At 69.3% G+C, this 12,655-nt stretch carries 8 protein-coding genes and 1 riboswitch; all 8 genes read right to left on the reverse strand.

The genetic code is table 11. The features are described from left to right. Positions 1-33: 33 nt before the first annotated feature. The gene (gene metE, locus CFN78_RS17130) at positions 34-2,313 is read right to left on the reverse strand and encodes a 5-methyltetrahydropteroyltriglutamate--homocysteine S-methyltransferase (RefSeq protein WP_094863832.1); all 2,280 of its coding nucleotides are present in this window, start codon (positions 2,311-2,313) and stop codon (positions 34-36) included. A gap of 124 nt (positions 2,314-2,437) precedes the next feature. Then, a riboswitch (cobalamin riboswitch) is annotated at positions 2,438-2,676 on the reverse strand. A 461-nt stretch (positions 2,677-3,137) separates the two neighbouring features. Continuing rightward, positions 3,138-4,316, reverse strand: coding sequence for an HNH endonuclease signature motif containing protein (locus CFN78_RS17135; protein WP_420807898.1), 1,179 nt, complete (start codon positions 4,314-4,316; stop codon positions 3,138-3,140). A 715-nt stretch (positions 4,317-5,031) separates the two neighbouring features. Then, positions 5,032-7,518 carry a DNA gyrase/topoisomerase IV subunit A gene (locus CFN78_RS17140; protein ID WP_094863834.1) on the reverse strand — a complete coding sequence of 829 codons (2,487 nt, stop codon included), beginning with the start codon at positions 7,516-7,518 and terminating at the stop codon, positions 5,032-5,034. A 46-nt stretch (positions 7,519-7,564) separates the two neighbouring features. Further along, positions 7,565-9,619, reverse strand: a complete 2,055-nt coding sequence (locus tag CFN78_RS17145; RefSeq protein WP_165777591.1) for a DNA gyrase/topoisomerase IV subunit B — start codon at positions 9,617-9,619, stop codon at positions 7,565-7,567. Positions 9,620-9,878: 259 nt separating this feature from the next. After that, positions 9,879-10,685 (reverse strand): SGNH/GDSL hydrolase family protein, encoded by an 807-nt coding sequence (locus tag CFN78_RS17150; protein WP_094863836.1) that lies wholly within the window; start codon positions 10,683-10,685, stop codon positions 9,879-9,881. 509 nt (positions 10,686-11,194) lie between these two features. Further along, positions 11,195-11,467, reverse strand: coding sequence for a DUF6222 family protein (locus CFN78_RS17155; RefSeq protein ID WP_094863837.1), 273 nt, complete (start codon positions 11,465-11,467; stop codon positions 11,195-11,197). A gap of 130 nt (positions 11,468-11,597) precedes the next feature. Continuing rightward, positions 11,598-12,071 carry a flavin reductase family protein gene (locus CFN78_RS17160; RefSeq protein ID WP_240519523.1) on the reverse strand — a complete coding sequence of 158 codons (474 nt, stop codon included), beginning with the start codon at positions 12,069-12,071 and terminating at the stop codon, positions 11,598-11,600. Between the two features lie 106 nt (positions 12,072-12,177). Then, entirely contained in the window at positions 12,178-12,654 is a 477-nt protein-coding gene (locus CFN78_RS17165; RefSeq protein WP_094863839.1) for an acyl-CoA thioesterase, read from the reverse strand. Position 12,655: the final 1 nt, after the last annotated feature.

Below are 12,655 nucleotides of genomic sequence, written 5' to 3' on the forward strand. Positions count from 1 at the left end.
CGGTGGGGTGCGGCGGCGAACCGCGCCGCCTCGTCAGCCGTGCTGTTCGCGCAGCGAGCGTGCGGCGGCGACCAGCGAACGCAACGCCGGTTCGACCTCCCCGTAGCCCCGTGTCTTCAGGCCGCAGTCGGGGTTGACCCACAGCCGGTCGGCGGGGACGGCTCCGGCCGCGGACTGGAGCAGTTCGGCGATGTCGGCGGTGCTGGGCACGAGTGGTGAGTGGATGTCGTAGACGCCGGGGCCGACGCCCCGCGCGAATCCGGCTTCCCGCAGGTCGGCGAGGACCTCCATCCGGGAACGTGCGGCCTCGATGGTGGTGACGTCGGCGTCGAGGCCGTCGATCGCCTGGATGACGTCGGCGAACTCGGAGTAGCACAGGTGCGTGTGCACCTGGGTCGCGTCGGCGGCTCCGGCCGTGGCCAGCCGGAACGCCGCCACCGACCAGTCCACATAGGACGCGCGGTCACGTTGCCGCAGCGGCAGCAGTTCGCGCAGCGCCGGTTCGTCCACCTGCACGATCCGGATGCCGGCGCGTTCCAGGTCGGCGACCTCGTCACGCAACGCCAGGGCGACCTGCGTCGCGGTGTCGCCCAGTGGCTGGTCGTCGCGGACGAACGACCAGGCGAGGATCGTCACCGGCCCGGTCAGCATGCCCTTGACGGGGCGTTCGGTGAGCGACTGAGCGTAGCGGCTCCACTCGACGGTGATGGGTGCGGGCCGGGAGACGTCGCCGTGCAGGATCGGCGGGCGGACGCAGCGGGAGCCGTAGGACTGGACCCAGCCGAACTCGGTGGCGGCGAAGCCGTCGAGTTGTTCGGCGAAGTACTGCACCATGTCGTTGCGTTCGGGTTCGCCGTGTACCAGCACGTCGAGCCCGTAGTCCTCCTGCCGTGCGACGACGGCCGAGATCTCCGAGCGCATCGCCGATTCGTAGGCGGTGGCGTCGATCCGTCCGGCGCGCAGGTCGGCGCGGGCGCGGCGGATCTCCCCGGTCTGCGGGAAGGATCCGATGGTCGTGGTGGGGAAGGCGGGCAGGTCGAGCGTGTCGCGCTGTGCCTGTGCACGGTCCGGGTAGGCGCCGCGGTCGTAGTCGGCGTGGTTCAGTGCGCCGACGCGGGAGCGGACGGTCTCGTCGCGGCCGGGGGCGGGCAGGGTGGTGTCGCCGTGGGCGTCGAGCGCGGCCTCCCCTTCGGTCAGGGCGCGTCGCAGCAGCACGATCTCGGCCACCTTCTGCCGTGCGAAGGCGAGCCGGGCGCGCACCTCGCCGGGCAGGTCGGTCTCGGCGTCGAGGTCGTAGGGGACGTGCAGCAGCGAACAGGAGGACGACACGGCGAGTTCCCGGCCCACTTCGGTCAGCGCGGTACACGCGCGCAGGGCCGCACGCAGGTCGGTGCGCCACACGTTGCGTCCGTCGACGACGCCGAGGACGAGGATCTTGTCGAGCAGTCCGCCGGTCTCGGCGAGTTGGCCGGCGGCGGAGGCACCGGCCACGAGGTCGACGCCGAGCGCTTCGATGCCGGTGCGGGCGAGCACCGGCAGGGCCGCGCCGAGTTCGCCGTAGTAGCCGGTGACGAGCAGGCGGGGCCGGGACGGCAGCCCGGTGAGCCGGTCGTAGACGCGGCCGAGGGTGGCGAGTTCCTCGTCGGTGCGGTCGGCGGCGAACGCCGGTTCGTCGAGCTGCACCCAGTCCGCGCCCTCGTCGGCCAGCCTGGCGAGCAGTTCGGCGTAGCGTTCGACGAGCTGGTCGATCGTGTCGAGCGGCCGGAAGCCCGCGGGGGCGCCGGCGGCGCGCTTGGCCAGCAGCAGGAATGTCACCGGGCCGAGGAGTACCGGCCGGGTGCGCACCCCGAGGGCGGCGGCTTCCCGATACTCGGCCACGGGCTTGTCGCCGGCGAGGCGGAAGCGGGTGCCGGGCGAGATCTCGGGCACCAGGTAGTGGTAGTTGGTGTCGAACCACTTCGTCAGTTCGAGCGGTTCGACGCCGTCCCGTCCGCGCGCCATGGCGAAGTAGGTGTCCAGTTCGGACAGTTCGAGGGCGCGGTATCGGTCCGGTACGGCGTCGAAGAGCGTGGCCGTGTCGAGTACCTGGTCGTAGAAGGAGAAGGTGTTGCCGGGGATGGAGTCGAGCCCGCCGTCACGGAGTTCGGCCCAGGTCTGCGCGCGCAGGTCCCTGGCGGTTTCCTGCAGGGCGCCGGCGTCGATTCGGCCTGCCCAGTAGCTTTCGACGGCGCGTTTGAGTTCCCGGCGCGCACCGATGCGGGGGTAGCCGAGGACGGTGGCGCCGATGGGGGTGGGTACGGGGTTGCCGTGCATAGCTCGCTCCTCGTGAGCTCGACGTTGTGCTCCCGGGCGTGCGGGAGGGCCGACGAGGAGGCCGGGCGCGCCGGCGAAGTCGTCCGCGTCCGCCCTCCGCGAGGCCCGGGACCGGCGCACGCCGGCGGCGTGCGCACCGGTGGCAGGTATTCGGACTCGCGGGCACCCGCCGGTGTCACCGGCGGACCTACTGGCCGTCGCTTCCCAGATGCTGGGCATCCAGTGCTGAACCACGCTCTCGTGGTGACGGCGGTCGTTCCCACTCACCGCTGCGGGACAGTTCCGGATTCTCACCGGATTCCCTCTTGCCTCGGCCGGGCCGCTCGACACTCACCCGGCCGAACCATCGGCATGGGCGAGCATAGGCGACTACGGCCTCCCGAGCCCACCTTCCCGGCACGTGCCGTTCCACTCTCTGGGAGAGTCGCGTGGCAGCGGGGCCCACGGCCACCCGGACTGGAGCCTGGTCCGCAGGTGCGGCAGGCCCGGTCTCGGCGGGCAGGGGCGCCAACTGGGGCCGTCGGGCGCCTACAGGCGGGCCGGTGTCGACCGGTGTGCCCGGACGCCGCGGCCCGACGGCCGGGCGGCGTTGCGGCCGTCGGGGCGATGCGACCTGCACGGCACGCGATGGCGGGGACGGAGCCCGTCCGGCGCGCGAGCCTCGGCGATCCGTCCTCGAGGTGGCGCGCTTCGTCCCGGCAGATCCGAGCTACATGGTCGCCCGAGGAGACCGCCCGCTGGTCTCGGTTCCACTGTGTCGTTTGACGGGTCCCACTTCACAGCCAGGCAGGGGCTTCTCCCGGCGTGACGTTCCGGCAAGCCGATCAGAAGGGTGGCGCGGGGTGGAGGGGCTCGGGTCGGCGGTGGTGGTGCTGGCCGGTGGGGGTCCTGATGTGCAGGGCGCCAGCGTCGTCGGTGGCGAAGTGCCAGCCGGGGAGGTCTTTGAGGCGGTGGTGTCGCCGGCAGAGCCCGGTCAGGTTGTCGGCGCTGGTACTGCCCCCTCGTGCCCAGTCGTCTGTGTGGTCGATATCGGATACGTGGGACGGCCGGTGGCAGCCGGGCATCCGGCATTCCCGGTCCCGCACCTTCACCCACTCGGCCAGTGCGGCGGGCGGCCGGTAGCGGGTACGTCCGAGGTCGCGCACCGTCCCGGTGACCACCTTGCGCAGCACCGAACCCGAGTTGGTGGCGAGGTGGCGGGCCAGCCAGGCCGGTACCGGCCCATGACCAGGCAGCTCGGCGGGATGGTCGTCGACCCCGGCCAGGGTGGTCGCGGCGACGTGCACGAACACTTCGGTACGTGTCTCGGCGGTGCGGTGGCCGAGGCAGAGTTCGGCGAACACATCGGCACGTAGCTGTTCCAGGGTGCGGGTTTCGCCACCACCACGCAGGGTCTTCGCGATCCGGTCCACGCGTGCGTAGACCGCCGTGGCGGTGTCGGCAGGCAGATCGGCGATCAGGGTGCTCATGGCGTCGTCCTGGTGCACCAACTGCACGCTGCGTTCCAGACGCCGTTTCCGCGCCCGCTCAGCATGCCCGTCCGGATCGACGGCCACGACTTGCCGCACGGCGGCGCGGCGAATGCTGGACGGATTCCGCCCGTCGAGCCGACCCACCATCGCCGCGTCCACGGCAGTGGCGTGCTCGTCCGATAGCGGGTTGGTGGCATCGACGATCTTGGATGCCTTGTAGCTGTCGACGACGCCGGTGTCCAGAGCGGCCAACGTTTCCGGTAGTCGAGAAGTCAACGCCTGGGCGTGCGCCACCATCCGCTGTGCACGGTGCTCGGTGGTGGCCAGGGTCAACGCGACCTCCGCCGCCACACCGCGAGCATCCTCCGACAACGCGGCGAACCGAGCCACCGCCCGCACCTGCACAGCCTCGGCACGCGATCGGGCGACCTCGGCATCGCGCATCACCCGAAGAAGCCCACGCAGCGACGACGGCAACCCAACACCAGTCAGACCCCCGTGATCAACCCGCACCGTTTCCCGCGAATCCATATCAAGAATCGCAGCCAACCGAACCTCAACAGATCCCCCATCGATCATGAACCCATTCTACCGACACCCACGAACAATTCCCATCACACCATCGAGCACCCCTAACAACGAACGGTCCATTCATACGTAGACCCGTCGACCGAAACGAGGAGAACCAGAGAAACGCTTCCGGTATTGACGTCGTATCCACGAGGAGTCGACAGATCGAGCCACTACGCGCGCGACGCAATATCAACACGTCGACGAATCCCCCAGCGCCAGGCCTTCGCCGACCTCACAACACCCGAACGCGACCAGCGCCGCTGTGCAGTCAGAAACCCGGACGGCCAATGCCGCCCAAGCCACCCACGCCACCAATGCACTCACCGAAGGACAACCGAACGCAACAGCAGGGGAAAAAGCCCGAACGCGACGCACTAAACAAACGCGACAACCAACCCGCACCGAGAAAAAACGACACCGAGAAACCCGTCCCGTGGGGAACTGTCGCTAGCGACCAACAACGGCAAACGCCCCGAGGAGCGACAGTTTCACACGGCCCACCGAAGGCGTGCCGTAAACCCGAGAAACCCACCCCGATACGCCCCCCCCCCGCACCGTACGCGACAGCCCGACAAGGCAAACCGATCCGAGCCCGCCAGCCCCGGCCACACGAGTCAGACCGACCAGGCCGACCTGACTCGGCCGAGCCAACCCTCCACAAAGGCCAGACCGATCAGTCGCGTTCGATCACGTGGCCGATCACGTCCGGACCGGGATGCGCGGAACCGGAGCCGTCGCGCCGCAGCACGATCTCCGGCAGTTCCACCGGTTCCCCGGTCCGCGTCGCGCCCGCCGGACGCGGTCCGATCCAGGCGACGGACAGCGCGTTCTCCCCCTTGAGGAAACGCTGTGCCCGGACCCCTCCGGTGTTGCGTCCCTTCGCCGGGTACTCCGCGAAGGGGGTCACCTTCACGCTCTCCCCGGAGCAGGTCACCACCATCGGCTCGCCGTGCTCTGTGTCGTCGGTGCGGACGGCGCCGAAGAACACCACGTGCCCGCCGGCTCCGACGTTCATCCCCGCCATTCCACCGCTGCGCAGTCCCTGCGGACGGACGAGCGAGGCGGCGTATCGCAGCAGGGTCGCTTCCGTGGAGACGAAGGCCAGGGTCTCGGCCCCGTCGGTGAGCCAGGTCGCGCCGACCACCTCGTCACCGTCCTTGAGCGAGATGACCTCGAACTCGTCGGCGCGCACCGGCCAGTCCGGGGCGCAGACCTTGACCACCCCGCGACGGGTACCCAGCGCAAGACCGGGTGAGCCCGCGGCCTTGTCGCCGAGCGGGGCGATCCCGACCACCCGCTCCCCCTTCGCGAGCGGCACGAGTTCCCGTGCCGCCATGCCGCCACGCAGGGAGACGGTGCCCGCCTGCTCCGGCAATACCGGTAGCGGCAGCACATCGGTCTTGAACGCCCGTCCGGCACTGGTCACCAGCAGGACCTGCCCGCGCGCGGTCGAGTGCACCACGGCCGACACGGCGTCGTGCTTGACCCGGCCGTTGCGCCGCCGTACCTCGGATGCCTCCTCCGACTCGGCGGCGGTGCGGGCGACCAGCCCGGTCGCGGAGAGGATCACCTGGCAGGGGTCGTCGGCGATCTCCAGCGGACCGGACGGTTTCGAGGCCGCCAGCACCTCTTTGAGGTCACCGTCGACGAGCGCGGTACGGCGTTCCGTGGGGAAGTCCTTGACGATCTTGGCGAGTTCGGCGGACACCAGCTTCTTCAGCACGGACTCGTCGTCGAGGATCTTCGACAGTTCCGCGATCTCCTCGCGCAGCCGGTCCTGCTCGGCTTCCAGTTCGATCTTGTCGAACTTGGTGAGGCGGCGCAGCGGCGTGTCCAGGATGTAGGTGGCCTGGATCTCCGAGAGCGCGAACTGCTTCATCAGGCCGTCCTTCGCGGCCTGGGCGTTGTCGCTGCCGCGGATCAGCTTGATCACCTTGTCGATGTCCAGCAGCGCCTTGAGCAGGCCCTCGACCAAGTGCAGGCGTTCCTCGCGCTTGCGCCTGCGGTAGCGGGTCCGGCGGGTGACCACCTCGTAGCGGTGGGCGAGGAAGACGTCCAGCAGCGCCTTGAGTCCGAGCGTCTGCGGCTGGCCGTCGACCAGGACGAGGTTGTTGATGCCGAAGGACTGCTCCAGCGGTGTCAGCCGGTACAGGTCGGCGAGCAGTGCCTGCGGGTTCACCCCGACCTTGCACTCGATGACCAGGCGGGTGCCGTTCTCCCGGTCGGTGAGGTCCTTGACGTCGGCGATCCCGGTGAGGCGCTTGGACTTGTTCACCTCGTCGGTGATCTTCTCGATGATCTTCTCCGGACCGACACCGTAGGGCAGCTCGGTGACGGTGATCGCCTGCCGCCCCCGGCTTCCCTCCAGTGGACCGGTCTCCACCTTCGCCCGCATCCGCACGACTCCGCGACCGGTCTCGTACGCCCGGCGCACCTCGTCCAGGCCGAGCAGTATGCCGCCGGTGGGCAGGTCCGGGCCGGGCACGAACTCCATCAACTTGTCCAGCGAGGCGTTCGGATGATTGATGAGCCACCGCGCCGCACCGACGACCTCGCTGAGGTTGTGCGGGATCATGTTGGTGGCCATGCCGACCGCGATGCCGGACGTCCCGTTGACGAGCAGGTTCGGGAACGCGGCGGGCAGCACTGTCGGCTCCTGCTCGGAACCGTCGTAGTTGGGCCGAAAGTCGACGGTCTCCTCACCGAGTTCGCCGACGAGTTGCATCGCCTCCGGCGACATCCGCGCCTCGGTGTACCGGGAGGCGGCCGGGCCGTCGTCGGGCGAGCCGAAGTTGCCGTGCCCGTCCACCAGCGGCACGTTCATCGAGAAGTCCTGCGCCAGGCGGACCATCGCGTCGTAGATCGCGGAGTCGCCGTGCGGGTGGTACTTGCCCATCACGTCGCCGACGACCCGGGAGGACTTCACATAGGCGTGGGTGGGCCGGTAGCCCTGCTCGTTCATCGAGTACAGGATCCGGCGGTGCACCGGCTTGAGCCCGTCCCGGGCGTCGGGCAGCGCGCGGGAGTGGATGACCGAGTAGGCGTACTCGAGATACGAGTCCTCGATCTCGGTCTTCACGGGATTGTCGAAGACGTGCGCCCCAGCCTGGTCGAAGGCGGACGGGTCGACCTTGGTCTGCGTGCCTTTTCGGCGTGCCATTGCGAGCAATCTCCTCGGGTGTAACGGAAATCGACGGTGGTGCGGCCTAGATGTCGATGGCGGCGCGATCCACGCGCTCGGACGAGGACACCAGCCAGCGGCGGCGCGGCTCGACCTTCTCCCCCATCAGGAGTTCGAGCGCCCCTTCGGCGGCCTCGGCGTCGTCCAGGGTGATCCGGCGGACCGAACGGCTGGCCGGGTTCATCGTGGTGTCCCACAGTTCCTCGGCGTTCATCTCGCCGAGCCCCTTGAAGCGGGAGACCGGTGCCACGCTCTTGCCCGCCTTCTCGAACTCGGCGACCGTGTTCTCCATTTCCCGCTGGTTAAAGGTGAACCTGGTCTCCGGGTTGCGCCCCTTGGTGGTGACCTTGTGCAGGGGCGGCATGGCCGCGTACAGCCTGCCGTGCTCGATGACGGGCCGCATGTACTTGGCGAACAGGGTGATCAGCAGTGTCCGGATGTGCGAGCCGTCGACGTCCGCGTCCGCCATCAGGATCACCCTGCCGTAGCGCATGGTGCTCATGTCGAAGGTGCGTCCGGTGCCCGCGCCGAGCACCTGCACGATGGAGGCGATCTCGGCGTTCTTCAGCGTGTCGCCGAGACTGGCCTTCTGCACGTTCAGGATCTTGCCGCGCAGGGGCAGCAGCGCCTGATACTCGGAGACTCTGGCCATTCGCGCGGAACCGAGCGCGCTGTCCCCCTCGACGAGGAACAGTTCGCTACGGGCCACTCCGGTGGCCCGGCAGTCGACGAGTTTCGGTGGCATGGCGGCACCTTCGAGTGCCGTCTTGCGCCGGGCGGCGTCCTTCTGCTGCTTCTGCGCGATCCGGACACGCCCGGCGTCGACGATCTTCTGCAGCACCGTTTTCGCTTCGGACTTGGTCCTGCGGTCCTCGGTCCAGGCCTTGAGCTGACGTTCGACGATCCCGCCGATCACCTTGGTGATGCCGGCCGTGGAGAGTTCGTCCTTGGTCTGCGAGGTGAACTGCGGCTCCGGGATGCGGACGTGGATGACGGCGGTCATCCCCTCCAGCACGTCGTCCAGGGTGGGCGGGTCCTCCTTGGGCTTGAGCAGGCCCCGCGACTTGGAAATGGCTTCCTGTAAGGCTTTCAGCGCGGCCCGGTCGAAACCCTTGCGGTGTGTTCCGCCGTGCACGTTGCGAATCGTGTTGGTGAAGGACTCGACGGTGCGCTCGTACCCGGTGCCCCAGCGCATCGAGATCTCCACCTCGGCGCGACGCTCCACATTGGACTTCATCACGCCGTTCTCGTCGGCGGCGTTCTCCTTGTACGTGCCGTCACCGGTGATGGAGATGATGCCGGAGACCGCTTTCTCACTGGACGGGGCGAGGAAGTCGACCATGTCGGCCAGCCCGTTCGGGTAGTGGAATGTCTCCTCCTCGATCGCTCCCTCGGTCGCCGTCCGGAGCACGTAGGTCACGCCGGGCACCAGGAACGCGGTGTGCCGCAACTTCGCCCGCACGGCTTCGACGTCGAGCGCCGCGCCGGACTCGAAGTAGCGACTGTCGTACCAGTAACGGATCGAGGTGCCGGTCGACTCGCCGCGCTTCATCTTCCTGGCGACGGTCAGCCCGGAGGCTGGGGTGAACCGCGCCTTGGGACCCGGGCCGTCGAAGGTGCCGGGGACGCCGTGGGCGAACGACATCTCGTGCACGGCGCGATCCCGCTTCACCGTGACGTCGAAACGGTGCGAGAGCGCGTTCACCGCCGAGGCGCCGACCCCGTGCAGGCCACCGGAGGTCTTGTAGCCGGACCCGCCGAACTTGCCGCCGGCGTGCAGCCTGGTGAGCACCAGTTCGACGCCGGAGATCCCGGACTTCGCGTGCAGTCCGGTGGGGATGCCACGGCCGTCGTCGTCCACCTGCACGCTGCTGTCGGCGTGCAGGGTCACCACGACCCGGGTGGCGTGACCTGCGACACCCTCGTCCGTCGAGTTGTCCACGACCTCGGTGAACAGGTGGTTGATACCCCGGCTGTCGGTGGAACCGATGTACATCCCGGGTCGTTTGCGGACCGCTTCCAGACCCTCCAGGTGCGTGAGGTCGTCCGCCCCGTACAGGGGTTCAGCAGAAGCAGGCACAGGGTCGCTCTCCCAGATAGTGACGTGCGGACAGGCGCCGGGCGCGTGCCCGGTGCGTCGCCGAGGCGGCGACCTACCGTACTGGAACCGTATAACCCGCCCACGACACATCGTGCGCCGTATGACGGTCCGGGGCAGGCTACGCCGCACCCTGAGTCCGAAGGAACACGAAGAGTCAGCAACCTGCGCCGAATCCGCGCACGAGAAAGGGGAGGGTTCCGTACGGAACCCTCCCCTGCTCGGGCAGGCGGTGCGGCCGTCAGCCGGCGATGGCGTTCAGCGCCGCGAGGTAACCGTCCCGGTGACCGGTCGTGTTCGGGTGGTACGACTCGTCGAGCTTGTCCCACTCCAGGCTGGTGACCCACTCGCTGCCGGAGCAGATGCCGTGGCCGTCGAAGACCGTGCGCGCGTCGAGGAAGGTGACGCCCGCCGCCGACGACTGGGCGGCGGTGACCTCGGCGAGCACGTCGGCGGCCGAGTTCAGCGCGGCGCGCTCGGTGTCGCTGAGCCCGAGGATGCCGCAGTCGCCGCCGACCTTGTACAACCGCGGGTAACCGATGGAGACCACCTTCGCCGAGGGCGCGGCGGCCTTGACCGCGGAGTACGTCGAGGCGAGCTTCCCGGCGACGGTGCCCTGGGCCAGCGCCTTCGCCTCCTCGGCGCGGGCCACGCAGGCGGCGTCGTCGAGGCTGAGGATGCAGTCCTTGAGGACGTCGACGAAGCCGGCGTCGTTGCCGCCGACCTGAACGGTCACCAGCGTGGTGTCCGCGGTGATCTGCGGGACCTGGGAGTTGATGATGTCGTCGGTGATCGCGCCGGAGCACGAGGCCTCGACGAAGGTCGTCGACGGGTGCGCCTCGGCCCACAGACGCGGGTACGCGAGCGGACCGCGGCGGCAGTCGTCGTTCGGGTCGTCGTAGGTCCGGGTGCCGACCGCCACGGTGTAGGAGTCACCGAGCGCGACGTACTTGCCTTCGGCCGCGGTCGCGCCGGGAGCAGCGACGGCGCCGCTCGCGACGACGGCGAGCATGAGGAGGACGGGAGCGAGAACGCGTTTCACGCGCATGTTGGTTCTCCGCGGGGGGACGCAGGGGAGGATGAACGCACTTAGGAATAGCAATCTCCGCCCGCGACCGGAAGTACGGGCGCGAAAAATTCCCGAAACTGCGGCCATCTGGGTTAATCACAATCGCGGGTCGGCGCGTCCACCGGAGTACCGCGGCATTCCCGGAGTCGGCGGCTGCGCGGCGATGGGCCCGGGTGCCGTCGGGGCGGTGCCGTGATTCCCGAACGCCGGGAAACCGTGGGGGGCGTCGCGGATGAACATTCCGCCGGAATTGATCGACGGACGGGAAAACGAACCCTCCGGAATCGTTGACCGTATCGCGTACGGATCGATCATGTCCGGACACGCGGGAGCGCCGACGTATGCGTCTTGAACGCGCGACACGGCGTGCCGGAGCGCGCGACACGGGGTGCCCGGGCGCGCGACACGGCGTGCCGGAGCGCACGCACGGGGTGCCCGGGCGCGCGACACGGGTGGGGTGACGGGACGGTCCTTTGTGGACGGTTCGGTCAGGCGGCCGCTTCCCGGTCGACCCGTTCCCGGTGCATCTCCGCGACCAGGTCACTCCACCGGATACCCCGGCCGAGCCGGGGCGTGGGGCGCATCGGCAGTTCGGTCACCTCGGCGACCGGCGTACCGGCTCGCGCGTCGAGCCGGGACTCGGCACCAGGGGCGGTTTCCGGGACGGGGGTGGCGTCCGGGACGAGGCCGAGCCGCCTGCTCGCGGCCGGGCGCACGGAGTACGGGGAAGCGGGGTGCTGGGGGTCGGGGTCGTCCGTCATGACCGTCCTGCCTGTTCGTATCCGTGGTGTACCGGGACCGCTGTACCGGGACCGCTGTACCGAAACCGCTGTACCGGAATCGCTGTGCCGGCGCGGGTATGCCGGGGCCGCTGTGCCTGAACCATCGCGCTCAGGCCGTCGCTTTCGTGGGGGCACCGACCTGGTGGTAACCGCCGCCGTAGAACAACAGCGCCTGCCGGCTGGTGCCTCGGCCGGAACCGAGTACCTCGCCGACGAAGATCGAGTGGTCCCCGCCCTCGTGAGTCTGCGCGAGGCGGCATTCCAGCCAGGCCAGCGAACCTGTCAGCAGGGGCGCGCCGGTGGACGGCCCCGGTGTCCAGTCGACCTCGTCGAACTGGGCGAGCCCGCGGGGCCTGCGCCAGTCGGCGAAGTAGCGGGCCTGTTCCCGTTGTCCCGCGCCGAGGATGGAGACGGCGAACGACTGTGCGGAGACGATCGCCTCGTGCATCCGGGCCGCCCTCGACACGCAGCACAGCACCATCGGCGGGTCCAGCGACACCGAGCTGAACGCGTTCGCCGTCATCCCGTGCCCGTTCTCCCCTCCCGCGGTGAGAACGGTGATGCCGGTGGCGAACTGCGACATCACCTCCCGCAGCGTGGACTGCTCCGACAGCCGGGGGCGTCGCTGTACCGGTGCGGGCAGGCCACGGGGCCTCTGCCCGGACGACGGCTGGCCGACAGCGCGCACGTCACACCGCCTTGGCCGAGGCGGCGACGGTGTCGGCGGCGAAACCCTTCGCGCCTTCGGCATAGGGGGCCAGCGCCGACCGGAGCTGTTCGGGCACCCGTGCGGGCACCGTGGCGGTGTTCGGCCCGCGCATGCACGCGATCCGCTGCCTGCCCCTGGCGACCAGGTTCTCCCGGCCGTCGGTCACCTGGACGTAGTCGAAGGTGAACTGGATCTGCGTCTGGGTCAGCTCCTCCAGCCGCATCCGGATGGACAGTTCGTCGAAGGCGGTGATCTCGGCGAAGAACTCGCAGTCGACCTTCAGCGTGAACAGTTTCAGGTCCGCGCGCACCTCCTCCAGCACGGCCGGAGCCTTCTCCTTGAGGAACATCTCCCGGCAACGGCCCTGCCAGCGCAGGTAGTTGACGTAGTAGACGTTCCCGACGAGGTTGGTCTCCTCGAAGCCCACGGTGTGGCGGATCTCGTAGTAGCCCGACATG

Origin of the sequence: Amycolatopsis antarctica (assembly GCF_002262875.1) — a bacterium.
GTDB classification, from domain to species: Bacteria; Actinomycetota; Actinomycetes; order Mycobacteriales; family Pseudonocardiaceae; genus Amycolatopsis; species Amycolatopsis antarctica.